Source organism: Alteromonas sp. S015, from assembly GCF_036864485.1.
Classification (GTDB): Bacteria; Pseudomonadota; Gammaproteobacteria; order Enterobacterales; family Alteromonadaceae; genus Alteromonas.
Window position 1 is genome coordinate 90,443 of record NZ_JAZETO010000012.1, and the last position, 25,817, is coordinate 116,259.

Annotated in this window: 26 protein-coding genes; 17 read left to right on the plus strand and 9 right to left on the minus strand. The window is 44.0% G+C overall.

What is annotated here, in order from left to right:
- The first annotated feature begins 57 nt into the window (after nt 1-57).
- On the plus strand, nt 58-2,241 hold the full coding sequence (locus V7R42_RS19125) for a marine proteobacterial sortase target protein (RefSeq protein ID WP_334022253.1): 2,184 nt from the start codon (nt 58-60) through the stop codon (nt 2,239-2,241).
- A gap of 43 nt (nt 2,242-2,284) precedes the next feature.
- Nucleotides 2,285-2,854 (plus strand): class GN sortase, encoded by a 570-nt coding sequence (locus tag V7R42_RS19130; RefSeq protein ID WP_334022255.1) that lies wholly within the window; start codon nt 2,285-2,287, stop codon nt 2,852-2,854.
- Here the strand turns inward: V7R42_RS19130 and V7R42_RS19135 are convergent.
- From V7R42_RS19135 to V7R42_RS19145, 3 genes are all read right to left on the minus strand, one after another.
- Complete coding sequence (locus V7R42_RS19135; RefSeq protein WP_334022256.1) at nt 2,807-3,340, minus strand: hypothetical protein; 534 nt, start codon at nt 3,338-3,340, stop codon at nt 2,807-2,809. The two genes, V7R42_RS19130 and V7R42_RS19135, sit on opposite strands and share 48 nt — an antisense overlap.
- Before the next feature lie 58 nt (nt 3,341-3,398).
- The gene (add, locus tag V7R42_RS19140) at nt 3,399-4,394 is read right to left on the minus strand and encodes an adenosine deaminase (RefSeq protein ID WP_334022258.1); all 996 of its coding nucleotides are present in this window, start codon (nt 4,392-4,394) and stop codon (nt 3,399-3,401) included.
- A gap of 163 nt (nt 4,395-4,557) precedes the next feature.
- A complete protein-coding gene (locus tag V7R42_RS19145) occupies nt 4,558-5,196 on the minus strand; it encodes a peroxiredoxin-like family protein (RefSeq protein ID WP_334022260.1) in 639 nt (212 codons plus the stop codon).
- 253 nt (nt 5,197-5,449) lie between these two features.
- Here V7R42_RS19145 and V7R42_RS19150 point away from each other — a divergent pair, with 253 nt between their 5' ends.
- The 3 genes from V7R42_RS19150 to V7R42_RS19160 all read left to right on the plus strand — a co-directional run bounded on the left by V7R42_RS19150 (nt 5,450) and on the right by V7R42_RS19160 (nt 6,982).
- Nucleotides 5,450-5,998, plus strand: a complete 549-nt coding sequence (locus V7R42_RS19150; protein ID WP_334022262.1) for a YaeQ family protein — start codon at nt 5,450-5,452, stop codon at nt 5,996-5,998.
- A complete protein-coding gene (locus tag V7R42_RS19155) occupies nt 5,998-6,306 on the plus strand; it encodes a hypothetical protein (RefSeq protein WP_334022264.1) in 309 nt (102 codons plus the stop codon). Before V7R42_RS19150 ends, V7R42_RS19155 begins: the two co-directional genes overlap by 1 nt.
- Nucleotides 6,307-6,571: 265 nt before the next feature.
- The gene (locus tag V7R42_RS19160; protein WP_334022266.1) at nt 6,572-6,982 is read left to right on the plus strand and encodes a hypothetical protein; all 411 of its coding nucleotides are present in this window, start codon (nt 6,572-6,574) and stop codon (nt 6,980-6,982) included.
- A gap of 91 nt (nt 6,983-7,073) precedes the next feature.
- On the opposite strand, the gene V7R42_RS19165 is transcribed toward V7R42_RS19160, so the two are convergent.
- Nucleotides 7,074-7,532 (minus strand): retropepsin-like aspartic protease family protein, encoded by a 459-nt coding sequence (locus V7R42_RS19165; protein ID WP_334022268.1) that lies wholly within the window; start codon nt 7,530-7,532, stop codon nt 7,074-7,076.
- 331 nt (nt 7,533-7,863) lie between these two features.
- On the opposite strand from V7R42_RS19165, the gene V7R42_RS19170 reads away from it, so the two are divergent.
- The 6 genes from V7R42_RS19170 (at nt 7,864) to dksA (ending at nt 13,447) form a co-directional block, all read left to right on the plus strand.
- The gene (locus V7R42_RS19170) at nt 7,864-8,232 is read left to right on the plus strand and encodes a hypothetical protein (protein WP_334022270.1); all 369 of its coding nucleotides are present in this window, start codon (nt 7,864-7,866) and stop codon (nt 8,230-8,232) included.
- Between the two features lie 194 nt (nt 8,233-8,426).
- Nucleotides 8,427-9,101 carry a nitroreductase family protein gene (locus tag V7R42_RS19175; protein WP_334022272.1) on the plus strand — a complete coding sequence of 225 codons (675 nt, stop codon included), beginning with the start codon at nt 8,427-8,429 and terminating at the stop codon, nt 9,099-9,101.
- A gap of 201 nt (nt 9,102-9,302) precedes the next feature.
- Complete coding sequence (locus V7R42_RS19180; RefSeq protein ID WP_334022274.1) at nt 9,303-10,472, plus strand: sugar efflux transporter; 1,170 nt, start codon at nt 9,303-9,305, stop codon at nt 10,470-10,472.
- 160 nt (nt 10,473-10,632) lie between these two features.
- The gene (locus V7R42_RS19185) at nt 10,633-12,798 is read left to right on the plus strand and encodes a M3 family metallopeptidase (protein WP_334022275.1); all 2,166 of its coding nucleotides are present in this window, start codon (nt 10,633-10,635) and stop codon (nt 12,796-12,798) included.
- 11 nt (nt 12,799-12,809) lie between these two features.
- A complete protein-coding gene (locus tag V7R42_RS19190; RefSeq protein ID WP_334022276.1) occupies nt 12,810-13,028 on the plus strand; it encodes a hypothetical protein in 219 nt (72 codons plus the stop codon).
- The gene (gene dksA, locus V7R42_RS19195; RefSeq protein WP_334022277.1) at nt 13,025-13,447 is read left to right on the plus strand and encodes an RNA polymerase-binding protein DksA; all 423 of its coding nucleotides are present in this window, start codon (nt 13,025-13,027) and stop codon (nt 13,445-13,447) included. The genes V7R42_RS19190 and dksA overlap by 4 nt, the downstream gene beginning before the upstream one ends.
- 246 nt (nt 13,448-13,693) lie before the next feature.
- On the opposite strand, the gene V7R42_RS19200 is transcribed toward dksA, so the two are convergent.
- The 4 genes from V7R42_RS19200 to V7R42_RS19215 form a co-directional block, all read right to left on the minus strand.
- Nucleotides 13,694-14,626, minus strand: a complete 933-nt coding sequence (locus tag V7R42_RS19200) for a bifunctional helix-turn-helix transcriptional regulator/GNAT family N-acetyltransferase (protein ID WP_334022278.1) — start codon at nt 14,624-14,626, stop codon at nt 13,694-13,696.
- A gap of 97 nt (nt 14,627-14,723) precedes the next feature.
- Nucleotides 14,724-15,545, minus strand: coding sequence for an endonuclease VIII (nei, locus tag V7R42_RS19205; protein WP_334022279.1), 822 nt, complete (start codon nt 15,543-15,545; stop codon nt 14,724-14,726).
- Nucleotides 15,546-15,755: 210 nt separating this feature from the next.
- The gene (locus tag V7R42_RS19210) at nt 15,756-16,877 is read right to left on the minus strand and encodes a zinc-binding dehydrogenase (RefSeq protein WP_334022280.1); all 1,122 of its coding nucleotides are present in this window, start codon (nt 16,875-16,877) and stop codon (nt 15,756-15,758) included.
- A gap of 114 nt (nt 16,878-16,991) precedes the next feature.
- The gene (locus tag V7R42_RS19215) at nt 16,992-17,126 is read right to left on the minus strand and encodes a hypothetical protein (RefSeq protein ID WP_334022281.1); all 135 of its coding nucleotides are present in this window, start codon (nt 17,124-17,126) and stop codon (nt 16,992-16,994) included.
- Between the two features lie 56 nt (nt 17,127-17,182).
- On the opposite strand from V7R42_RS19215, the gene V7R42_RS19220 reads away from it, so the two are divergent.
- The 3 genes from V7R42_RS19220 (at nt 17,183) to V7R42_RS19230 (ending at nt 20,712) form a co-directional block, all read left to right on the plus strand.
- The gene (locus V7R42_RS19220; protein ID WP_438823667.1) at nt 17,183-17,776 is read left to right on the plus strand and encodes a hypothetical protein; all 594 of its coding nucleotides are present in this window, start codon (nt 17,183-17,185) and stop codon (nt 17,774-17,776) included.
- Between the two features lie 170 nt (nt 17,777-17,946).
- Nucleotides 17,947-18,672 carry a transposase gene (locus V7R42_RS19225; RefSeq protein WP_334022282.1) on the plus strand — a complete coding sequence of 242 codons (726 nt, stop codon included), beginning with the start codon at nt 17,947-17,949 and terminating at the stop codon, nt 18,670-18,672.
- 45 nt (nt 18,673-18,717) lie between these two features.
- The gene (locus V7R42_RS19230) at nt 18,718-20,712 is read left to right on the plus strand and encodes a RecQ family ATP-dependent DNA helicase (RefSeq protein ID WP_334022283.1); all 1,995 of its coding nucleotides are present in this window, start codon (nt 18,718-18,720) and stop codon (nt 20,710-20,712) included.
- A 208-nt stretch (nt 20,713-20,920) separates the two neighbouring features.
- On the opposite strand, the gene V7R42_RS19235 is transcribed toward V7R42_RS19230, so the two are convergent.
- Complete coding sequence (locus tag V7R42_RS19235) at nt 20,921-21,361, minus strand: SRPBCC family protein (protein ID WP_334022284.1); 441 nt, start codon at nt 21,359-21,361, stop codon at nt 20,921-20,923.
- A 174-nt stretch (nt 21,362-21,535) separates the two neighbouring features.
- On the opposite strand from V7R42_RS19235, the gene V7R42_RS19240 reads away from it, so the two are divergent.
- The 3 genes from V7R42_RS19240 to V7R42_RS19250 are packed head-to-tail and all read left to right on the plus strand — an operon-like array spanning nt 21,536 to nt 25,808.
- Nucleotides 21,536-22,363 (plus strand): SAM-dependent methyltransferase, encoded by an 828-nt coding sequence (locus V7R42_RS19240; RefSeq protein WP_334022285.1) that lies wholly within the window; start codon nt 21,536-21,538, stop codon nt 22,361-22,363.
- Between the two features lie 14 nt (nt 22,364-22,377).
- Nucleotides 22,378-22,581, plus strand: coding sequence for a hypothetical protein (locus V7R42_RS19245; protein ID WP_334022286.1), 204 nt, complete (start codon nt 22,378-22,380; stop codon nt 22,579-22,581).
- A gap of 17 nt (nt 22,582-22,598) precedes the next feature.
- Nucleotides 22,599-25,808 (plus strand): tetratricopeptide repeat-containing hybrid sensor histidine kinase/response regulator, encoded by a 3,210-nt coding sequence (locus V7R42_RS19250; protein ID WP_334022287.1) that lies wholly within the window; start codon nt 22,599-22,601, stop codon nt 25,806-25,808.
- Nucleotides 25,809-25,817 lie beyond the last annotated feature (9 nt).

A 25,817-nucleotide genomic window follows, 5' to 3' on the forward strand; every position in this document is an offset into this window, starting at 1 on the left:
ATTCGCCCTATTCAGGGCGTTTAATGGTAAGTATCGATACTAAAGCGAGCTTACCTGATGCTATTTTCCAAAACACCCAAACGGGATTATTTAACGCCTGCCAATACTCACAAACCTTGGTTTAGGGAACGGCAACATGCAGCCAAGCCGCGTAATCACAGGTTGCTTATCCTTACTTCCTTCCTATGCTTTTTGCTTGGTGTAGTAGTTAGCCCGCTAAGTCGCGCTGAGTCTGGCGAATTAATGCTGCAAAGCGTGGACGGTGAGTTTTCCCCTGCTCTTTTGCATTCAACTGACGTGGATTTGCAGGTAAATGGCATGATTGCGCATGTCACCTATTCTCAGAAGTTCACCAACACCAGTAATGAATGGAAGCATGCCGTTTACACCTTTCCGCTTAATGAAAACGCGGCGATTAACAGTATGGAAATGCGTATAGGAGACAGAATAATCCGGGGGCTAATTAAGCCGAAGGCAGAAGCGAAAGAAGCATTTAAGGCGGCTAAAAAAGCAGGAAAGACCGCCAGTTTAACAGAGCAACAACGCCCAAATTTATTCACCCAGCAGGTCGCGAATATAGCGCCGGGTGAGGAAATAACGGTGACACTTCAGTATGTACAACAGGTAGACTACCGCGATGGAAAATTTACTTTTCACTTGCCTACTACGCTCACTCCTCGCTATTCGCCCGGCATTCCGCTAAATCAGTTTAACGAGAATATAGAGGCTGAAATATCAGGTACAGGTTGGGGAGAACCCACAGTTCAGGTACCCGATGCCAAAGCTATCACGCCTTATATGAGAGAAGGCAACGAAGGCCCGCGACTTACGTTTAACGCAACACTAAATACCGGTTTAACACTTAATAGCGTCACTAGCAGAAATCACCGTGTGAATTGGTCAGAATCCACAGGTAATTACCTTGTCGCTTTTAATCAAAGCAATATCAAAATGGACCGAGACATTTGGCTAGAGTGGCAGCCTATGCCCTCTAGTGCACCACAAGCAGCCATTTTCACTGAGTCGAAAGGTCAGCACGACTATGCCCTTGTTATGCTAATGCCGCCACAAGTAAAGAACCAAGATTTACAGGATTTTGAGCGCGATATCACCTTTGTTATCGACATATCAGGCTCTATGGGAGGACGTCCAATTGTCGACGCAAAAGAGAGTTTACAATTAGCGATAGACCGCTTAAGTAAGAAAGACCGATTTAATGTTGTTGCATTTAATAATGACACCACGCGTTTGTTTGAAACCTCGGTAGAGGGAACAACACGAAACAAGCAATATGCAATGGACTTTGTAAAGCGGCTAAAAGCAGGGGGCGGCACTGAAATGGCACCAGCGCTTAACGCTGCTCTTAAGCGCACGACAGCTAGAGACTTTATAAAACAAGTTGTCTTTATCACCGATGGTGCGGTAGGCAATGAAGCTGCATTGTTCTCGCAAATAAAAAACGAACTGGGTGATGCGCGACTTTTTACCGTAGGCATAGGCAGCGCGCCTAATAGCTATTTTATGACCAGAGCCGCTCAGTTTGGTCGCGGAAGCTATATATTTGTTAGCAATACGGCAGATATTAAACAGCAAATGGATAGCTTGCTTTATATGTTAGAAAGTCCTGTATTAAGTGATTTGAGTCTCACTCTACCAGCTGGCTATGCACAGTCAGCAGAGATTTACCCTTCTAAGATACCTGATTTATACGCAGGTGTTCCTTTGCTCTTGAATGTGAAACTGCCTCATCACGCCGGTACAAGCGGAAAAATAACCCTTCAAGGCACACTAGTAGACAAGCAGGGCACCACTCGCGAGTGGACCCGTTCGGTAGCAATATCGCCAACGTCGACAGGCTCTACTCAACACCTTGGCGTAGCGACTGCGTGGGCAAGAAAGAAAGTGGCGGCGTTAATGGATGAAAAAGCATTAGGGCGAAATGTAGATGATGTAAGACAGGACATACTTGCTGTAGCCCTGCCCCATAACCTTATAACAGCGTTCACCAGCTTCGTTGCTATTGAAGAAAAAATAGCAAATGCACAGCGCATACCGTCTTCCACCGAAAACGTAAGAAACTTAATGCCACAGGGAATGCAATTCAGACAAATCAGTTACCCCAAAACCGCAGCGGGTGTTTCTGAACATGTCGTATTAGGCGTGATTGCCATACTTTTATTGTCGCTTTTTCACAGCATCGCCTTTTTGCGAAACAAGGGGGGGACGAGGTTAGCACCTTAGGCTGATTTCTTTATTTTTTGACTGAATATGGCTTGGACAAACAATGATTAAATACGCTTTTACCATCATCTTAGTCTTGATCGCCACAGCCAGCTTTGGCAAAGCTGGCTGGATATTATTGAAAGCTGAACTGGCGCAATATTTAATTCAATCTTCGTGGGAAGAAACGCTAGCCACTGGCGCTAACCAGAAGCCTTGGCGTTGGTCTGATACTTGGCCAGTGGGCAAGCTGGTTCATGCAAAAAGCGAGACGCAGCTGTATGTACTAGAAGGCGCGCAGGGAAACGCCCTTGCATTTGGCCCTGGACACCACACCGACTCGCCCCCACTCGGACAGGGTGGTAGTGTGATTGGCGGGCATAGAGATACCCACTTCACCTTCTTAAAAAACGTGAGAGCCAGAGATACTATGCAATTACAATTGCCAAATTCTCAGTGGTTAACCTACCGAGTAGTATCGAAGACGATAGTCGATGCGACTTCCGCAATGAAAGTAGATGTAAACGGGCAGCAGCTCTATTTGGTTACCTGCTACCCCTTTAATGCGGTATCAACACAAAGTAATTTACGCCTTGTTGTTGAGCTGGTCGAAACTGAAAGCCAGCGAACCTAAATAGGTTCGCCCACAATTAATTAGCCGCTTGTTTGGGCGAAAATGCGCCGTACAAGGCAGATCGCACAAAGAGTGTTTAACCTGTCTTTTAGCGAGAGCCAACAGATTCAACGTGTTGCGCAGAAAACGTGCCGCTCCTACATTTTCTACCGTTAAGTTTTCAATAATAATGTCGGTATAGGTAGCCGGAAAATTACCATGTAAATTACTTGGATAGTTCAGCTGGAACCAGAACAAGTGCTTAAACGAAGCCATTCTAATGCCTCTAATTCGACCGTCGGCGTCTCTGCCAGACTTGATAACAGTACCGCCGCCGCTAGCCGAAGCCTTATTAATTACGCTTTGAATTGGCGCTCGGGCTGCGCTTTGTGAAGTATTGCTGACATCAACTACGAATTTTTCATTTGGAATAGTAGGTAGCTGGATCTGATTTACAATCTGTTCAGCAATTTTCCAGTCATCGTCGGTAGATGCCACCGGCAGCATTATTGTTCGAAATAATGTTACTCCCCGTTAAACCACCGGGCGACTTTTTCCTTTCGGTTTATTTTACTTTTCGCTTAAGCGCGGCCTTTTCACTTTCACTCAAGAAAGCTATTGCTAACGCGTTTTCTTGCGCTTGACTAACATGAGAAGCAGTTAAGCCTGCTTGCTTGGCCGCGACGGAGAACTCGTGGTCTAACTCTATGCCCTGAACAGCCGGATCATCTGTGTTTAGGCAGGCCAGTATGCCGTGTTCCAGAAAAGTTTTTAACGGATGTTCAGATAGTGTGGTTACGGTATTCGTCAATACATTACTGGTTAAACAGCTTTCAATACCAATTCGATTGTCGCGTAAATAGTCCATTAACTTAGCATCATTAATAGCATTAACGCCGTGCCCTATCCGCACAGCACCTAAGTCATTAATGGCTTGCCAAATACTCTGAGGGCCAAGAGCCTCTCCCGCATGAATTGTGATAGGAAGCCCTTCATGCCGCACTTGCTTAAAATGCTCTATGAATAAGTCGCCAGGAAAGCCTTTTTCATCGCCGGCTAAATCGATTGCAGTGATGTGCTCTTTACAAGCCAAAATTGAATCTAATTCGCGCTGACAGGCTTGTGCGCCATAAGTACGCGACAGAATGCCAATAAGATTAACTTTAACATCGAGTGCTTTCGTCGCGCTCTTTACACCGTCAATTACAGCCTCAACCACACCTTGTATGGGGAGCCCGTGACTTTCAGACATAAAATGAGGACTAAAACGCAGTTCGGTATAATCAATACCCTGTTTGGCTGCGTCTTCTACATTCTCAATCGCAATCCGTTTACAGGCGTCAAGATTGCCCAACACTTTTACGCCCCAAGTTAACTTATTTAGAAACGACACCAAATCAGGCGCAATTTCCATTACTTGGACATACGGCCGCAAACCTTCTAATGAATAATCAGGCAAACAGATATTGAATTTCTGACCAAGCTCAAGAATAGTTTGAAGTCGCACATTGCCATCTAAATGGCGATGTAAATCGAGTAGCGGATGTGTTTTTTTTATCATTTAAATACGATTTTTTTGAGCGCTTGTCTCACTATAACACTAAGTGAATTAAACCTCGCTTTCTTGCAGAAAATAACTTTTTTAGCGTTACAAAGCCTCGCTTTTTCTCAAGAACAGTCTTATCAAAGTCTACACCTTGATAAGACTTTGCGACGGCGAATCACTATTCTTTTTTAAGGCTTTTTGCAACCGCTAACACTAATTCCGCCGACGGACGAACTTGGAAATCTGGGTTAACATAGCTAAACAAAACCTGCCCTTTTTTATTCAGCATGAAGATGCTGGGCGCGGGTAACACGCTGTTACCGCTTTCATCCTTTGTTAAGTTAATGCCATAGGTTTTGTACTTTAACTCAGTCACAGTATCTAGATAGAAACCAACGCCGAACTCGCGAATAGTATCTAGTTTGTCATCGGATAAAAGCGTTACCAAGAATTCTGTTTCAAGCTTTTGCTCTTGCAAGCGCTCTGGTGATTCAGGTGAAATCGCCAATATCTGATAGCCCAAATCCACCAAGTCTTTTTCAATATCTTTAAGCTGGGCAAGCTGCTCATTACAATAAGGGCACCACCCGCCGCGATAAAAAAGTACAATGCTGGGCTTTTGCATGGTAAGCGCTTGTAAGCTTACCGGCGATCCATCTGCCATTTTAAGTGTTGTTTTTGGCGCAAATTGACCATTAAGCAACGGCGTTACTGAATCTGCATCATCTGCAATAGTGCCGCGCTCCAGAGCATACGCATTTGATGCGCCTGCTATACAGGCGAACATTAACATCGCCATAGCTACTAGTCTCTTCATTAATCCTCTCCGTTTTCATTTTTTATTTAGTTTTTGGTTATCCGCGCTTTGCGCGATGTCCAATATGACCGAGAGGCTTCACTAGAAATTTCGCGCTCCAGAAAATAAACCGACAAACACTTGTAATGGACGCTACTCACCTACAGCGAAATTTGCTTTTTACTGCTACTATAGCGCCAAAACTTGCTATGCCACTTTTTTACATAGCACATGGGGTTAACTTCAAGCCCACTAAGAACAAAGCAGGAACACCATGGCTCTTAAAGCGACCATTTTTAAAGCTGACATATCCATAACGGATATGGATCGCAATTACTATAACGACCACAATCTTACTATTGCCCGTCATCCTTCTGAAAATGACGAGCGAATGATGCTGCGCGTGGTTGCGTTTATTGTTAACGCTCATGAACGCCTGCAGTTTACCAAAGGGCTGTCTGACGACGACGTTCCAGATTTATGGCAAAAGAGTTTTAGCGATGAAATAGAGCTGTGGATTGAGTTAGGCCAACCCTCTGAACAGCGCATCAAAAAGGGCTGCAATCAAAGCCAACAAATGATGATTTATTCCTACGCCGACAACAGCTTCGACGCGTGGTGGAAGAAAGAACATAACAAGCTACAAACCAGAAAAAACTTATCAGTTTTTACCCTCCCAGAGTCGCTTGCCACTACTTTGGCCAATGCTGTTCATCGCTCTATGCAAATCCAGGTTACTATTCAAGACGGGCAAATGTGGTTGACCATTGAAGGTGCCGATATTACCGAAAGCGTAGAAGTGTCTATAGAGAAGCAGTTGTAATGAAAAAACTTTCTGCCGTTCAACTCAAACAGCAAGCACTGGTCTTTAGTGTAGCCGATAGCCTTGAGGCACAAGCCCTTGAAGAGTTAAAAGGTATGCAACAGTGTTGGTTTGACGTTCAGTATCACCAATTTCCTGGCTCTTTATTGTTACGCTTTCAGTTTGAAAGCGAGGAAGCGCGATTAAACGCCGAGCCTGAATTAAAAAAGTGGCAGCGGAAATTAAGCGCCGTGCTTTTTAAAAAGGGCGTCGTGTTGAAGGATATGCGCCGACACCTCGTGTTTACCACACAAGGCCCAGAAGAGTAGCCTAGTTCAACGTCGCGGTACAATATCTCAGCATTCTGCATACAGTTTTGCCAGGTAAGCGTTTGGTTATAATCCTTTCATTTTTCGGTATAAAGTCTACTTACACTTTATCTGGTAAGTAGGCTAGACTGGATTCGTCGAATATGCAGCTTGCCGAATATGACCATGAAAAGGTGGGCATCATGAGCGTTTACAATGAATATTTGAACACACCATGTTGACCGGCTTTGAAACAAGCCACTATCCCAGCAAAAGGAGCTTCACAATGAAAACTAAAGCAATGGCGTTAGCACTGTTACTGTCGTTAATGGGCTGTACTGAATCTAGCGAAGAGACGAAAAACGAAGTAAAAAAAGAGATGGAAAAAGCGGGCGAGACAACTTCTGAGGCGTACGAAAAGGCGAAAGAAAGCGCAGCAGACTCTTGGGAAGAAACCAAAGACGCGACATCTGAAGCATATGAAGACAGTAAAGAAATGGCTTCTGATGCCTTTGATGACGGCAAAGAGATGGCTTCAGACGCTTATGATGATGGCAAGAAAATGGCCTCTGACGCGTACGACGCAACGGCTGAAAAAGCGGGCGAATTTAAAGACGCCGCAGCGAAGAAAGCTTATGAAGCTTGCGTAAAAATGAAAGAGAAAATGGGCGGCGACGTTAGCGAGTGCGACGATTAATTTAATCTTCCAGCGAAAAGCAAATTTGAAAGCGAACCTTCGGGTTCGCTTTTTTATTGGTATTTAATCAAACAAAAGTGAGTCATTCACGCTACTTACACCCGGCCAAAATCACAGCGTCTGGTGTTATAGTTAAAGGCGCGACCCGCAACAATGTGTTGATACCTAAAATGTTGTTACCTTTGGGGAGCACGGCCACTTCCACTGGCCCCACTTCGCACGTATTTCCTATACGAACCGAGTTTAACTGATACTGAGATATTTTAACGATCTTTCCGTTTGCCATTCTGGCCGCAGAGGTTCTGGTGGCAAGGAGCTTTTGATTTCTTGTTAGCGCGTCGAATGTAGCTTGGTTAAGGGTTAACAAGCTTGAACCCGTATCTAATAGAAACGAAGCCTTTATGTTCGATTCCAGGGTCGCTTCTAGATACAGTGTTCCGCCTTTGCTTTGTGAAAGAGGAATATTTTGCTCTATCGCTGACACGGCAGATGTGCACGCTAACCAAAAAGTTAGCAGAGCAAATAAGGGGATTTTAAATTTTACACTCACCGCACATACACCCTTTGTCGACGCTTCACATAGGTGTTGGTTGACAGCAAGATAAAGACCAAAGGGTAAACAATTGATTCTATTGGAGCTCCACAAAACGGTTTCGCGAGAAAGCCCCATTTCAGTGCACACATACATGCGCCACGCACTACCATAACGCAGAGATTTGTAAGTCCCCCCGATTAATTTTAGTCTTTCTGCCCTCGGCTTGATTGTTTAAAGCCCCAATACATACATTAGTGATAGAAAACACCTATCACCAATCGCCATTGTTTAGAACTTTTTTGGTCATACAATAGACTAAAGTAGCAATTCAATGAGAGGACACAACATGAAATTACGCTATGTATTGGGTTCATTAATTACGGCTGTCTCGCTTGGCTTTTCTGCAAACGCTGCGCAGGCTATGACGTCATCAACTGATGAAACAGTTGACGTGCAAGTTGTTGATTATTCAGGAAAGCCACCATTTAAACGCAAGACAGTAAGCTTATCGGTTAACGATGTAGCGCAATTGGAATCATTAGGGCAAGAAGCTATTGAATACGTAGAAGTGAAAGAAGTCATCATGCGCGGTAAGCCACCGTATCGCAGAGTGACAACAATGGTGCCTGTATATGACGTTGCCCAACTTGAAACGCTAGAAAAGCAAACTGATACGCAAAGACGCGGCACTCGCCCGCCGTTTAAACGCCACTAACAGTTCTTCTTATTACCAACATATTGCACCAAAGCGATTCACTTTTGCCTGAGTGAGTCGCTTTTTTATTGTGCATACTTGTTTACGCCATTTTCTTTTTCGATGTATATAACAGGCCCTAGTTAGCGCGTTTTTATTTTTAATAACCCATCACTAACGATAGAGTAGTAAAAAAGCAGAAAAAGAGATAATAAATGCAGCCTCACGATCATTCTCCGCTCAGTGATTTTATTGAGTACCCTGAAGAGCAAATGCTTTCTAGAAGCGAAGATTTTTTAAAAACCATGCAGCGCCGTCACAGTATTCGCCACTTTAGCGACAGACGCGTTGATAAAGCGGTAATTGAAAACTGTATTTTGACCGCTGGCACTGCACCTAGTGGAGCGAATCATCAGCCTTGGCATTTCGCCGCCATTCAGTCGCCCGAAGTAAAACAACAAATACGCGAACAGGCTGAAGCGCATGAGCGCGGTTTTTATAATGGGCGTGCTGGGCAACAGTGGCTAGATGATTTAAAGCCGTTAGGCACTGACGCAAGTAAACCATATCTGGAAACCGCGCCTTGGCTTATTGCCGTATTCAGTCAAAAGTTTGGAGAGACAGAAACGGGCGAAAAAAGCCAAAACTATTATGTTCATGAGTCGGTGGGTATCGCGGTGGGTATGCTTATTACCTCACTTCACAATGCAGGTTTGGCAACCTTGACCCACACACCAAAACCAATGAACTTTTTAACAGAAGTCTGTCAGCGGCCTGATAACGAGCGGGCTTACATGCTTATTATTGCAGGCTATCCGGCAGATAACGCCACCATTCCTGTACACGCCATGCAAAAAAAGTCACTTAGCGAAATTGCGAGCTTTCTTTAAATTTAAGACGCGCGCTGGGCTTGAGCGTATGAGGTTAACCACGTATTTAACGGCATAATCTTGTAGAATAGCTAATAAGCCTTTTGTCATAGACATGAGATATGCAGCACTTATAATGCGCCCTCGTTATTAAGGGCTGCGACCTTTTCTTTACGAATTTCGGTCAACCACGTTTAACAGTCCCTCGGAGCTCGTATCCTCATGTCATCGCGTCACGCATTTTCTCCACAGCTTCCTTTTTTACTGTTAAGTCTATTAACTGGCCTAACATCGTCGTTTGTTACGCCACTGATGAGCTATTTCCTCATTGATGAGATCAACGTTGAGCCCATTTATATAAGTATTTATATGGTTTCCGTTACGCTATCAGGGTTGGTGATCAGTCAGTACCTAGGGCACTTGGCAGACAAAGGTTTTAACGCAAATCGTCTTTACGGGATAACCATGATTTGCGTGGGCATTGCCATGATCACCTTTATCTTTAGCAAACAGTTTTGGCACGTATTTCTTGCAGGCGTCTTATTTATGTCGGTGGGCGCTGGAGCCGTGTCTCAAATGTTGACCGTTTCGGGATTATGGGCAAAAAGCCAAGACATCGACTTAGCCGCATTTAACTCAAAAGTTCGCGCTGCCATTTCTCTCGCTTGGGTAGTAGGTCCGCCGCTGGCATTTACGCTGGTTGCCAATTTTGGCTTCGCAGCGTCCTTCTCGGTGGCCATCGCGTGCGTGATTGTTGCAACGCTGTTTGTGGTGAACGTTGTGCCGCCTCAAAAAGCCAATCAACAGTCACTCAATACAACGCTTAAAGGCTCGCTATCGCTGCCTTTTTGGCTAGTTGGTTTGGCCATACTTGCCGGAATGGCTGGCAATGTTATGTATTTGTCATCCATGCCCTTATACGTTATGAACGAACTAGGGTTACCGGAAAATTTGCCGGGGCTAATGATGGGTGCTGTGGCCGCACTTGAAATACCTATCATGCTGCTAGCAGCCAAACTTGCCCGACGCTTCCCTCCTGCGGGTATTATGGCAGTGGCATTTATTTTCGGCTGTTGCTTCTACGTCGGCGTGTACTTTTCTCAGTCAAGTTGGGAATTACTTACCCTTCAAATACTGAACGCCCTTTTCTACGGCTTATATGCCGGCATTGGGTTGACGTTACTGCAACAACAAGCGCCCGACTTAACCGGGTTCACTTCAGCCTTTTATTCAAACGCCACCCGCGTAGGTATGATGCTAGGCACCATTGGCGCAGGCACCGTGGCCCAATTCTCTAGCTTCAGAGATGCCACTATTGGGTCGCTGTGCATTGCCATATTCGGCTTAAACTTGATGTTAATGTTCATGTTTGTAAAACGAGAAGCACGCTAAGCTTTATTCAAAGAAGACTAGCAGACCGCTAGTTAACGTGTACCCCAGCTACACTTCTATCGTTCCCTTTAATTTCTTCGCGCTTTCTCACAATTGACAATTGTTACAATATAACATCACACTCGAGGGCAGTTAATTACCCTAAAAATTTAGGAACCCTATGAAAAAGCTCCTTATTTCAGCCACGATATCTTCTATACTTTTGGCAACAGGCTGCACCGAACAGGCGTCAACAGTGAATAAGACTGCTACAACGCAGACTGACTCAGCAAAAGCAGAGCAGACGAACCCTTTATTTATGACAAGTTCACTGACTTACGGCGCGCCGCAATTTGATTTGATAAAGGACGAGCATTTCATTCCTGCATTTGAAAGAGGAATGGAACAGCACTTACAAGAAGTAGAAAAAATAGCGTCTAACCCTGACGCCCCCACCTTCGATAATACGCTGCTAGCGCTTGAAAAAAGCGGAAGTTTACTCACCAGAACTAGCCGAGTATTTTTCAACTTAGTAGGAACAGATAGCTCGCCTGAACGCAGAGAAATCCAAAAAATTTTAGCGCCAAAGCTGGCGGATCATAGCGATACCATTAATTTAAATAGTGCGCTTTTTAAGCGTATTGAAACGCTATACAACCAGCGCGACGAGTTGGAGTTAGATACTGAATCAACCCGACTACTCGAAGAGTATTACTCTGATTTTGTTCGCGCTGGCGCTAAACTCAATGAATCAGATAAACAGAAGATACGTGAAATAAACGAAGAACATTCAACCTTAACTACGCAGTTTTCTCAAAACCTACTGGCTGAGTCATCTGAAATTGCGGTGGTAGTAGATGACGTAGAGCAGTTGTCAGGGATGTCAGAGCGCCAAATAAAGGCCGCATCAGATGCTGCTAAAGCTGCTGATAAAGAAGGCAAATATCTTCTAAGCATCACGAACACTACTCGTCAACCTGTTTTTACTTCACTAGAAAATAGAGCACTGCGCCAGCAAGTGTGGGAAGCGTCAGCATACCGAAACCAGTCTGGGGAATACGACAACACCAAAATTATTAGCCGATTAGCAGGACTGCGCGCACAAAAAGCAGCATTGCTTGGATTTGAAAGCTGGGCGGCCTACAGCCTGGACAAGCAAATGGCCGGTTCGCCAAGCGCTGTATACGACATGCTAGGTAGTATGGTGCCCGCTGTGCTTAAAAACGTTGAAAAAGAAGCAGCTGACATTAAAGCAATGATTGAAGCGGAAGGTAATAACTTCGAACTAAAACCTTGGGATTGGGCTTTCTACGCAGAAAAGGTAAGACAAGCTAAATACGAGCTAGATGAAAGCGAGGTGAAACAATACTTCGAGTTTAATCGCGTGCTTGAAGATGGCGTATTTTTCACTATGAATAAATTATACGGAGTGCACTTCAAGCCCCGTCCAGATTTGCCGGTTTACCACCCTGATGTAACAGCTTACGAGCTGTTTGATGTAAATGGTGACAGTTTAGCGATTTTTTATGCCGACTACTTTTCTCGCAAAGGTAAACGCGGTGGAGCTTGGATGAGTTCGTTCGTAGGACAGTCGAAATTGCTCTCGCAAAAGCCTGTCGTGGTTAATGTAATGAACATAAACAAAGCGCCTGATGGCGAGCCTACATTAGTCAGTTACGATCATGTGACTACCATGTTCCATGAAATGGGCCACGGACTTCACGGCATGCTATCAGAGGTAAATTACCCAACGTTGGCCGGTACATCTGTCTCGCGAGACTATGTGGAGTTCCCTTCTACCTTCGAAGAAGACTGGGCAGCCCACCCTGACGTTATTGCAAACTATGCCAAGCATTATGAAACTGGCGAGCCTATTCCAGAGGCTCTGCTGGAAAAGGTGATTCGTTCACGTACATTCAATATGGGTTATGACACATTGGAATATATGTCTGCAGCACTGCTTGATATGGAGTGGCATTCTATCTCTGCCGAGCAGGCGCCTGAAGATATCCAAGCCTTTGAAGCCCAAGCTCTTGATAAATATAATGTTGGCTTGTCTTATGTACCGCCTCGTTACAAGTCAGCATTCTTTGCACATTCAATGGGTGGTGGCTATTCCGCTGGCTACTATGCCTATATGTGGAGTGAAATTTTAGCTGCTGATGCCTTTGCTTATATGCAAGAACTCGGCGGATTAAAGTTAGAAAACGGTATGAAATATAGAAAGGAAATCTTATCTACCGGTAATTCTCGTCCCCCGATGGAGTCTTATAAAGCATTCCGAGGAAAAGCGCCAACAACAGATGCTCTGCTTATTCGCAGAGGGCTTAAAACCAAACTCGACTAACAGGAGGCCTCATGAATTCACCGGTAATACCGTCTAACTTCGTTGAATGGCAAAACTGTATTGTCCGCGATTGTGGCATAGCGTTAGACAAAGCGTTTTTAGAATCACGGATAGCGGCGCTTTCGAACATGAAGGATCAGCATACAAAGCAATTCCAACGTTTGTATGGCGAGGCACATTATAAGCAGGTTTTAGGCTGGTTTCATCAAGCCTTAGTGGAGCTGAAATGAGTAAAACGTTGACCAAAGAAGCGCTTCTTGCCGCCAGTGAAGACGACTACATGAACGATGAGCAGCTTGAATTTTTTAAAGAATTGCTCAACGATTTAAAACAACAAACCATGACCCATATTGAAGAGATGAAGGCATCGCTAAGCCAACCACCTGAGATAAACGATGAGGTTGATCGGGCGCAGTATGAAGAAGAATCCAGGCTTTCTCTTCGAATTTTGGACAGGGAGCGAAAGCTACTTCCTAAAATCGATAAGTCGTTGCGACGAATAAAAGACAAGTCTTTTGGATACTGCTTGGAGACCGGAGAACCCATTGGCATTCCTAGGTTACTGATAAGGCCGGTCTCTGAATATTGCGCCGATGTGAAAATGGTAAACGAAGGCAGAGAGCAGCATTATTACTCCCAAAGAAAGTAATAATACTTTCTGCCCTAGAGTTTTTGAGTGAATATTTAAGTGAAAATGTGAGTGTGCGGTTAACAAGGCGCACACTCGTCTTTTGGCAAGAATGGACTGAATACGTCTCAGCTTTTTATCATTTTATAATGAAAGCCGAGAGTTAACCGTTTTGACAACGGTGGTATTGAACCTTCAGTTAAACCAAAACAGTGACCACTGTGTTGCGTGGCTTTACTTATCGCTGCACTTCACGGTAACTATTATTTATTTGAATAAAAGCTCCATCTGTACATCACATCTCGCGTAAGGCGATGACGCCCCCTTAATATGCTTAAACCCTATCTTTTCGTACAAACGTATTGCGGGCTTAAGTACCGAATTGCTCTCTAAATAAAGCCGCTTTAACCCCATCAGTTTCGCTCTTTCTACAATGCTTTTACCTAACAGTAATCCTACTCCTTTCCCTTGTGCTCTGGGCGATACCGCCATTTTGGCAAGCTCAAATGTGTCGGCGGTTTGCTTTATAAGTGCGCAGCAGCCTATGGGTTCGCCCTTATCTAACGCGACTAATATCACACCCGACTGATTCAAAATGTAGCCTTCAGGATCGTCGAGCGCTTTAAAGTCGGGTTCCTCTAACTCCCAATATTTGCTTATCCATTCAACATTGAGCGATTTAAATGCCTCGCGATACTTTGGCGCATAATCGACTACCTTAATATCAGGCGAGTCACCGTCCACTCTTGCACTAATAGGCCGATATCGAAGGTGCCTTTCAACTACGCTGACCGCTTCCCATAAATCGATACCCGTTTCTTCCTTTAGCTCACGCATAGCAGAGTCTATGGCGTCGCACTGCTTTTCCATTTGGGGCACCATCGCTTTCGCTGTGTCGTTTAGCGCCACCATCGTAACCCGTGAATCGTCACTCGATTTGTAGCTTTCAATTAAGCCCTTTGCTTTCATTTCTTTTACGATTTTACTCACCGACACATGAGAATGATTTATCTCTTTAGCGATATTCACAACGGAGTCTGCACCTTTTGACGCGAGCATGTAAAATACTGGAAACCACTTTGGCTCTATCGCAAATCCAAATTTCGCATAAGTATTTTCCGCATCCTTCGACACCTGCGCGGCTAACTGACGTAAGGCAGTACCTAATGCAATATGCCCCAATTCATTAAATGACTTCACTTCACAAAACTCCGTAACCAGTTACAGATATAATTAATCGTAATTGGAAACAAGTCAAACAGATTATTTATTGATCATCAAAAAACGGGGATGTGGTTCACTTCGCCTGGCACTGGCTACACCAATAAAGACGTCGCCCGTTATACGTTTGGCGTTTTATTGGAGTGGTGCAGACTCTACAAGGCTGCTCTTCCCTGTCGAACACCATAAATCGCGTAACTTCAAAGTTAACGCCTTTTGCTTCAAGCACTTCGCGTAGTTCTGTGTACACGGTATAGCCACCGGTTTCATAGCTGCGTTTGCATATTGCTAAGGTGTGATGTGCCAACCTGCGTAGCTGCTCATCATCTAACTGAGACGGTTTGAGTGAAGGATGAACACCTGCTGCAAACAATATTTCGCTGCGAAGGTAGTTGCCCAGCCCCGCTATAAAACGCTGATCCAAATATAAACCGCTTAGTGCGCGGTTATAAAACGCTTTTGAACGTAGTCGTTCTAATACCAACTCTTCTGTCACCGAATTGTTGAGTACATCGGGTCCAACTCTTTGTAAAAAAGGGTGCTCATGAATAGTTTGTGTTGGCCAAATGCTAATGTCAGACGCACTATATAAAATAGCACTTTGTGTTTCGGTATGAAGCCCTACCCTTAGCTGACGGGTAGTATCCGGTATTTCGTTGCGTTTACAGGTATGCCACACGCCATAGAGTTGATTGTGTGAATACATAGAGAGCCCATTGCTAAAATGGGTAATTAGCGCCTTGCCACGGGTTTCCATGCGCAAGACTTTTTCGCCTTCTAGCTGTTTAACATAGGGTTTTAGCTGAGCTAAGCCAAACTCTACTTTTTCTAGGGGGATATCTTTTATCACCGCTTCGACTTTATCTGCAGCGCGACGAATCTCTGGGCCTTCAGGCATGCTATCTTAACTACCTTTTATCTGGGTTACTGTTTACTTCACATCTTCTTGAGCGTATTTCCAGCTTACTGTCAGCTGAATGATAATGAATACAAAAAGGGTCTGTCGCCCTTCAATGTACTTTAAACCGCAGTTTCTACATCAAAGATCAACAGACCCTTTTATTGATTACAATTAAGCTAGAATTGCCGTAGTTAAACGTCCCGCAGATTAGCCCTTGCTCGGCACAATAAGGTATTTCGTGCCGGTCTTTTTCGCGTTATACAAAGCCACATTCTCTGGCTGAAGCGCTTCCTCAAGACTTAACTCTTTGCTGTAAGACGACGCAAACGTAGTGTTAATTTCCGTAGCCACTTTCTGGTAAAGCTCGCCTACACGCTTCTTATCAAGCTTGCCTAAGAAACGCATTAGCAACCAACCACCAATGCTCCACGTCATGCCATAAGCGCGGTTTAAAATAGTTGGCGAGAAATCTAAGCCGCCGTAGATATACACCTGTTTGTTGCTGTCAGAACCATAGGTGTTGAACCCTTTTGCATCTTTACTGCCCGATGCTTCCATCATAGTAAGAATGTCGCTCACTAGCTCACCGCCGCCAATGGCGTCAAAGGCTAGCGTTGCGCCCGTGCTGTCGATGGCTTGATAGAGTTCGGCTTTGAAGTTCTCGCTACTTGAATCAAGTACAATTTTTGCGCCTATGCCTTTAAGAATATCAACCTGCTCTTGGCTACGTACAATATTTACTAATTCTACGCCCTGCTCTAAACAAATCTTGTTCAGCATTTGCCCTAGGTTCGAAGCCGCTGCGGTGTGTACAAGCGCCTTGTGGCCTTCCATACGCATGGTTTCAACCATACCTAGCGCGGTCAGTGGGTTAACGAATGATGACGCTGCTTGTTGTGGCGTTGTGCTATCCATGTGAGGCAAACATGCCTGCATAGGCACGCATGCATACTCGGTGTAGGCTGCGCCAGTAAGAATAGATACGGTTTTGCCAATTAGTGCTTGTGCTTCTGGACTATCACCCGCCTTAACAACCGTACCTGCGCCTTCGTTACCGATAGGCAAGGTTTGATCCAGACGTGATTTGATGCGGCTTAGCAACGGCTTGTGTACTGGTGCCACTAGTGCTTTTTTATCTGTATCAAACGTTGCCTTATCAAGGCTTGCAGGGCCGAACATGGGCCACATATCTGATGGGTTTATTGGAGAGGCTTCCATTTGAACTATCACTTCATGTGACTTAGGCTCTGGAACATCCACTTCTTTTAGCGATACCTGTAACTCACCTTCCGAGGTGATTAGCGTAAATAGTTGTTTTGATTTATCCATAGTGTTATTTCGCCCTGAGAATTAAACGCTGAATGTACCAATAAGCTACCACGCCCCCACTATCAGTAATATTTATATTTCGAATACATATGCGTTTCGACCATTTATACTCCCTCAAAAAATGGGGTCAGAGTACATTTCTTTTTGCGAGCCTCCGCGCATCGCGCCATCATCTGCATCAAGTAATTCTGCCACTTTTCCATCGCACAGTGCGACATGAGGTTCATCAATAAAGTACTCTGACCCCATTAACTAGATAGGTTACACTGCTAAGCTCGTATCAGCTTGCAGTGACGAATTAATAAATGAAAAAGTTTTGTAGATACTTCTTTCTTGGACTTATTGGAATAAGCAACATGGCGCTTGGTGAAGATGCGCCTTTGGTCTCAATTCCTACTCATGATGCATTTTTTAACGCGATAAAAGCCCATTGCGGTAAAGCATTTCAGGGCAACGTCAGCAAAGACAATGTGGGTAATACGTTCGGTGATGCGAAGCTCGTTATGCACGTAAGAAAGTGCACAGACTCGGAAATTCAAATTCCTTTTCACGTGGGTGACGATGCATCCCGCACTTGGATTCTAACGAAAACCGGCGCAGGTCTTATGCTGAAGCACGATCATAGAAATGATGATGGCAGCTTTCATTCTTCAACCATGTATGGCGGCCACACTGTCGATGAAGGATATGCCCAAGTACAGTCATTTCCAGCAGATGTCTACTCAAAAGCGTTATTTATAGAATCGGGAATTGCAGCATCAACGGACAACGTCTGGCAAATGATGATCTACCCAAGTCGTTTTAGCTATCGCTTAGTTCGCCCTGCGCGCGAAATACAGGTAGATTTTGATATCGAAAACCCTATAGCAACGCCAAGCGCCCCATGGGGATATGAATAATGTGAAGAATGGGGTCAGAGTACATTTTCTAATTTAAGACAGCCAGCTAAGCCATTTATTTCATCCTTTCAGCTTGCCCGTTAGACCAGTTTTGGTAAGTACAGGGTTGTAGCCTTTACTCAATTCACTCATTTTAGTAGAAAGAATTTCGAAAAGGATTTGGTGAAAATATGGCAAGGAAACCTCGTTTGGCTCCCGCAGGCTATCCTCAACACGTCATCCAAAGAGGTAACAATCGCTCAATATGCTTTAAGTGTGAAAACGACTACATCGCTTATATTAGCTGGCTTAAAAAGTTCTCTGTAAAATTCGATGTAGGCATACATGCATGGGTATTGATGACCAATCATGTTCATTTACTTTGCACACCTAAGCTTGATAACCTTGGCGTAAGCAAGATGATGCAAGCGCTTGGTCGCATGTATGTGAGGTACTTTAACCACAAATATGAACGCTCTGGGACATTGTGGGAAGGTAGGTTTCATTCCAGCCTGGTCTCTAATGACGAATATCTTCTCACGGTTTACAGATATATCGAGCTGAACCCTGTAAGAGCAAACATGGTCGAAAAGCCGGTTGAATATAAATGGTCAAGCTACAGAATGAATGCGTTAGGCATACCTTCGTCACTGCAAAGCCCTCATCCTGTGTACCTAAATTTAGGAGCTTCAGAAAATCAACGTCTTGCGGCTTATCGCGCATTATTCGATGATGAAATGCCTCAAACTGTCATTGATAAAATTCAAAGCGGCACTCGAAGAGGACTAGTGCTGGGAAGCGATACATTTAAACAGCAAATTGAAAGCCTAACTGGACACCGTTTAAAGCTCGAAGCGTTGGGTAGGCCACCGCAAACCAGTCAACAGCTAACCACTGATTGCTCGGAAATAAGTTAATGTACTCTGACCCCATTTTTTATATCGCGATTTGGAAGCTTATTAATGTACTCTGACCCCAATATTTTGCAGCAGCTGTTTGGTTTTTCGGCGTTTCGCGCGGGACAGAAAGAGGCTGTGGAATCACTGCTTGGTGGACATTCAACGTTAGCGATTTTTCCCACTGGCTCGGGTAAATCACTGTGCTATCAGTTCGTTGCTACGCAATTGCCATATGTGACCTTGGTCGTGTCGCCACTACTAGCGCTGATGAAAGATCAGCTGGAGTTTCTTCATAGCAAAGGCATTGCGGCAGCGAGTATCGACTCCACTTTAACGCCCGAGCAAAACAAGCAAGTTATGAACGACGTACGCTCTGGTCAATGCAAAGTTTTGATGGTGTCTGTGGAGCGTTTTAAGAACGAACGTTTTAGAAAGTTCATTGAGTCTGTTAGGGTGAGTATGCTGGTTATCGATGAGGCCCATTGTATCTCGGAGTGGGGTCATAATTTTCGGCCTGATTACCTGAAGCTTCCTGCTTATCAGAAAGAACTCAATATTCCTCTAGTATTATTACTCACCGCTACCGCTACTAAAAAAGTAAAAATGGATATGGCAGCACGTTTTGATATTTCTCCAGCCAACATTATCCAAACGGGATTTTATCGTCCAAACCTTAATCTAGAGGTTCGCCCTGTTCTTGAACCCAATAAAAACCAAGCCTTACTTGAAGAAATTCAAAAACAGCAAGGTGCAGGTATCGTTTATGTCACGCTTCAAAATAGCGCAGAAGAAGTAGCCCGGTTCTTACAGCAACAGGGGTTTGCTGCAAAAGCTTATCACGCTGGTCTCGACAGTGATGTAAGGCAAGGTATTCAGCAAGATTTTATGCATAATAAGCTTCAAGTTGTCGTGGCTACCATCGCCTTTGGGATGGGTATTGATAAGTCGGATATTCGCTTTGTTATCCATTACGATTTGCCGAAATCTATTGAAAACTACAGCCAAGAGATTGGTAGAGGTGGGCGAGACGGTAAACTAGCAAATTGCACGGTCCTCGCGAACCTAGATGGATTGGTCACCATAGAGAACTTCGTTTACGGCGACACACCAGATAAAAGCGCCATTCAACGCGTAATTGATGATATCAACGCACAGGCCCCTGCTCAGATAAATTCAGCGGCGCAAAGTGATTCACCCACTAACGGAGAAAACAATTTTTACCAGTGGGAAACCCAAATAAATAGTTTATCGAGCGCTAGCAACATACGACAGCTTCCGCTTAAAACCCTTCTGGTGCAGCTTGAACTCGCCGACGTTATTCGCCCTTTGTATGCCTATTTTGCTGAATATAAATTTCGCTTTATTTCGGAGAAAGCCACTATACTCGGCCTTTTCTCAGAAGAACGGGCTCGCTTTCTAGACGCCGTATTCACTCACTCAAACATGAAAAAGGTGTGGGGTATTGTGGATTTCGACAGTATTTATCAGCATTACGGCGCAGAGCGTGCAAGAGTGGTGGCAGCACTAGAGTATTTACATGAACACAATCATATTGAACTTGTGTCGCGCTTAATGACCGATGTCTACCGTGTTAATAGTGGTTTATTAAACGGTAGCGATTTGGTGAGCAAGTTGGCTTACTATTTTTCAGAAAATGAACAAAAAGAAATAGAACGGATTGCGGCACTTGTAAGCTTTTTCGAACTTGATGCCTGCTTAAGCCATAACTTGTCAGCGTATTTTGACGATACTGAAGCGCCAAGGGCATGTGGGCATTGCAGTGTGTGTCAGGGGCACATCGCTAAACTTCGCTATTCATCACCTATCCCAAGGCCAAATACAGAGCAAACTCGTGAGGCCATGAATGCACTTCAAACTCATTTAAACGGCAAATTTGACGGCCTCATCACCCCTTCTATATATTGCCGCTTTCTAACTGGCATGACCATGCCATTGTTTAGCCGATTTAAAATAAGACAAGTGAAAGGGTTTGGTAGCTTTGAACACTGTCGATATGCAGATATTCTAAAAGAAGTGAATACTGTTTTATGCCGATGACGAACTAATGAAAAGTCAATCTTGAATGAGTGGAATGTACTTTTTACTGGAATAACGGCCCATGTCCCTGGGGCCTTTTGAGTCTAGATGGCACAAAGACCCGCTGCAAAAATGTACAACAAAGGTCAACAGGCCCTAGCTATTTGGTACTTATTTAACCGATGTTCATCGCACCTTTAGCTTGGTGCTTTGCAGAGCTGAAGCTTGGTCACGCCATATTATCAATTTGCTTAAGAATACTGCCAAAAGCGCGGCTTCCTACGTTTTGAATTTGCTTGTCAAAGTAAAGGCTTCCCGCAAGAAAAATGGTAATGTGACCTTTAGAACGCCATGTAACATGTGTTTTTCCATTTTCATCTTTGAGCGTTATTTCACCTAACTGGTGGTCATAGGGCAATGGTTTAGACTTAATAACTTTATAGCCCAGTTTATAAGGCGGTTCATAAGTAACGATCTCTTCATGAAGGTTTGAGCCCCCTGAAATAATTTCACGTACAGCTCCAAGTCCATTCGTTTCATACTTGCCCTGTATCAGTAAATTCGACTGCTCAATAGCGTTAAACTTGGCATAGTTAGCATGATCACTCAATATAGAAAAAACCTGTTCAATAGGTTTGTTTATCGTTCGCTCTACATGAATTGAAAACACGCTATTGTCCTGTTTGAATTATTTTTTCTCGATATGTTTCAATAATAGCGTAAACCAGTTTAAAGGATTATTTAATATAGTTTATGCTTCGAGACTTAAACAGTGAATATAGCAATAACCTCAATTCTACTTTATAGTAAAACGCATAACAGTGTCGTGAATGGTATAGGAAGAATGGACACCAACAAAAAGGGATCTCTTATCGTTGTCGGCACAGGGATTAGCGTCGCAGGGCAAATGACACTTGCAGCTCGCAGCCACATCGAGAATGCCGACATCGTGTTTATGGGCATCATGAACAAAATTGGCGAACATGTGGTAACCAAACTTAATCCCAACAGCGTTTCGCTAGATGACCTTTACGAAGAAGGCAAGTCCCGCGCTCTTACCTATTCTCAAATGACAGATCGCATCGTGCAATCAGTGGTAGAAGGCAATAAAGTATGCGTTGCTTTTTATGGCCATCCCGGTGTATTTGTTACCCCATCACATGAAGCTGTTCGTCGGGTACAGCAGATGAACTTAGAGGCAAAAATGCTGCCCGGCGTTTCGGCAGAAGACTGTTTAATAGCTGATTTAGGCATAGACCCTTCACGCTATGGTTGCCAATCATACGAAGCGACACAATTTTTGTTTCGCGATTACCGTATCGACCCACACATGACGCAAATTATCTGGCAAATTGGGCTAGCCGGGGAAGCCACACTAAGCGTGTTGGATGCCAATCATAGTCAAACAGGGCTGGCCATGCTGGCAGACATATTGGCTGAGCACTATCCCGTTGATCATGAACTCATTATTTATGAAGCCGCAACACTGCCTCTTTGCGAACCAAAAATAGAAAAAGTGAGGCTTTGTGAACTTGAATTCGCAAAACCCACATTAGTGTCGACACTCGTCGTCCCATCGATAGGTATGCCTGCCTATCGACAAGATCGTCTCGCAAAGTTAGGCCTGACTGAACAGCAAGTCATTGACTATAGAAACCCAACCGTAAGTTAAAAAGGAAAATAAACATGGCAAAATCTATTCAAGATTTCTTGGTTGAATTAGACACCAACAGCAAGCTAATGGAAGCCTACAAAAGCGCCCCTGTTGCAACGGCGAAGAAATATGGCTTATCTGATAACGAAGTAAAGATTGTCGAAGATCAAAACTGGGACGAGCTGTCTAAGCGCTTTGATGATACCAGTAAAACCATTCGCGTTATTAGCTACTAACTAATACCTAGCGAGTTATGAAGCGCTTTGTCTTGTGTGTTTTCAGTGCCATTGCTTTAATGACACTGACTGCTCGCGCTTTCGCTGCGCCACAAGACAGCACTTCATCCCCCATTGCTCAACTAGACGAGCTTAAAACGCGTATCCAAGAAAATGATCCATCTGTCCGAAACACGTTTGCGGAATTAAACACGTTCTTTGCTGCTCATCCTAATGATTACGAGCATGCACGTTTTTTAAACATTAAGTCCTATTTTCATATTTTAAAACAAGACTATGTACGAGCTTACGAGGTTTTGCTTGAAGCTCGAAATTACGCCAATTCAGGAAGCAATTTACTGGCTCTCGCGGAGTCGTATCGCCTAGAGGGCCTAATTCTAGACTTATCGGGCGAGCACGCAAACGCATTAGAAGCAATGCACCAAGCGCTAGATTTCTTCAATGAAGCTGGAAGTGACCGTGTTCTATTGGTGTACAGCGCAATGGGCAACGTTTACATGTCATTAAAAAATTATGAACTGATGCAGACATTTGCGCATCAGTATTTGGCTGCCGCGCAACGTTTTAATAATAAAGAGGGAGAAGGTACCGCGTACTTTTTCCAAGGGTATGCACAGCGTGCGCTGGGCGAATATCAAGGCGCGAAAGTAAGCCTATTGTTAGCTGAAAACTTACTTCGCGAAGCTAACTACCCTTTTATAGGCATTGTACACAGCGCCATGGTAGAGCTTCATATCGCAGAAGGGAATTTAAGCGAAGCACTGAAAAAACTGAATCAAGCAGCAGAAGCCGACCGTCAGGTTGGGTTTCGCTATAACGAAGGCTCTCACCTTCTTCATCTTGTAGACATCTATAAGCAGCAGGGTGAAATTGAGCTTGCTATTAGTGAACTTGAAGCTGGGCTCGAAAAAGACGTCATAAAAAATGACAAAGTATTGATCACCGACCTTTTAAACCAGCTTATCTCGCTTCACGAGAAAAATGGAAACCTAGAAGCCGCACTTAACTATTCAAAGCAACACAAACAAGCATTTAAGAAAAGCTTTAATGAGCAGCAGTCGAGGCTGATGGCGCTGCACCGCGTGCGATTAGCCGTATCAGAAAAAGAAGAAACAATAAAACTTCTGGAAAAAGACAATCAGTTAAAAGAACAGCGAAACCTGATCCAACAAAAAAAGAACACCCAGCAACTTTATTTTATTGGCTTTGTGATCCTTTCATTAGGTTTAGTAGTCGGGCTATGGCTTAGAACCCGTTTACAGCGAAAAGCCCTTAATACTCTGACGCAGGACTTACGTAAAGCGACCAAAGCTAAGTCAGATTTTCTGGCCCGCATGAGCCATGAAATTCGTACGCCGCTAAACGCAATCATTGGTCTTACCAAGCTTTCTCAACGCGCCGCAGAAGATAAAGATCAGCAGACAAACTTAATTCAAATTGAGGGCGCATCGCAAACGCTGCTGAGTATCATTAATGACATACTCGATTTCTCTAAAATTGAAGCTGGCAAGCTAGATATCGAGTCGACGCAATTCAATTTAGATTCACTCGTTAATCAAACTATTAGGCTGCACTTAACTCGCGCACAAGAAAAGCATATAGAACTTATACAACATATTTCACGAGACGTGCCGCTAAACTTAATTGGCGATCCGTTGCGCATACAACAGGTGCTCAACAATCTATTAAGTAACGCACTTAAATTCACTGAAGATGGGCTTATTTCAGTGAGTGTTAGGTGTACGCAAGCCAAAGACGATATTCAACTTGAATTTGAAGTGAAAGATTCTGGCGTTGGCCTAAGCAGCGCCCATCAAGCCCAATTATTCCAACCGTTTAATCAAGGCGATGAATCAATCTCAAGACGCTACGGTGGTACAGGTTTAGGCCTAGCCATTTGCAAACAGCTCACAGCCTTAATGGGCGGCGAAATTTGGGTAGATAGCCGGTTAGGAAAAGGCTCTATTTTCCACTTTACTATAAAGGTACAGCAGGACGCTTCTCAGCAAATTATTTCGCCATCTAAGCAGCTTTCTGCATTGAGAGTGCTTATAGCAGACGATATTGAGGCATCGCGAGACGCAATTTCAGAAGCCCTTTCAATGGCCAATATTCAAGCTGATATCGCTTTTGGTGGAAAAGATGCAATCATAAAGATGCGCGCTGCATTAGCCTCGTCATTACCCTACGATGTACTTATTTTAGATTGGAATATGCCCGATATAGATGGTCTTGAAGTAGCAGCGATAATGAGCCAAGAGTTTTCGATTAAGCAGCCAAAAGTGATCATGCTTTATGCGTTTGAATCGCCACGTATGCGAGAACAAGCGAACCAACTTGGCATACGTAACTTTGTTAAGAAACCATTTAGCACAAGCGAACTGGTAGATACACTGCAAGAGCTATGTCTTAATGTAAAAACTAAAACGTTGCCCAAAGACACGCCAAGCGTACCTAAATTGAAAGGCACGCGCATTCTTTTTGCAGAAGATAATGCACTCAATCAAAAAGTCACTCTCGGCCTTTTAAACGACACTCAGGCCACCATTGACGTTGTTAACAATGGCCTAGAAGCTATAAATAGACTGCGTAAAGACTGCGCTTTTGACCTAGTCCTTATGGATATTCAAATGCCAGTAATGGATGGATTAACCGCAGCCAAACACATCCGAGAAGAGCTGAAGTTAACGCTGCCTATTATTGCAATGACCGCTCATGCCATGCAACAAGACATTGATAAGAGCTTGGCGGCAGGCATGGATGGTCATGTTAATAAGCCTGTTGACCCTAACCGCTTCTTCGATGTAATTGTTGAGGTACTAAATAAAAGGCCCTCTTCCGCTACTTCAGCATTATCTGATGAACTAGCGGTTGAGAGCTCATCACTCACATGTATAGATAAACCTAAAGCGCTGGAAACATTGCTCGGTGACGAAGCACTGTACAATGAATTACTTAACGACTTTATCGCTCTAGAAGATGAGCAAAACGCGTTGCGCAAAGCTATTGAAAACCAAGACTATCCATCTATTGCACGTATAGCACATATTTTCACAACCGCGCTTCGCTATATTGGCGCATTCGCCCTTGCGGAATTAGCGGGTTCTATTGAGTTAACGGTAAAACACAACGAGCACAAAATAGCCAATGGCTTCAGTACGCAATTAGAAGAACTTCACAACGCCTTGCTGGAATTAAGAGAGAAGATTGAGGAAATAACAGAGTAAGTTAAATTA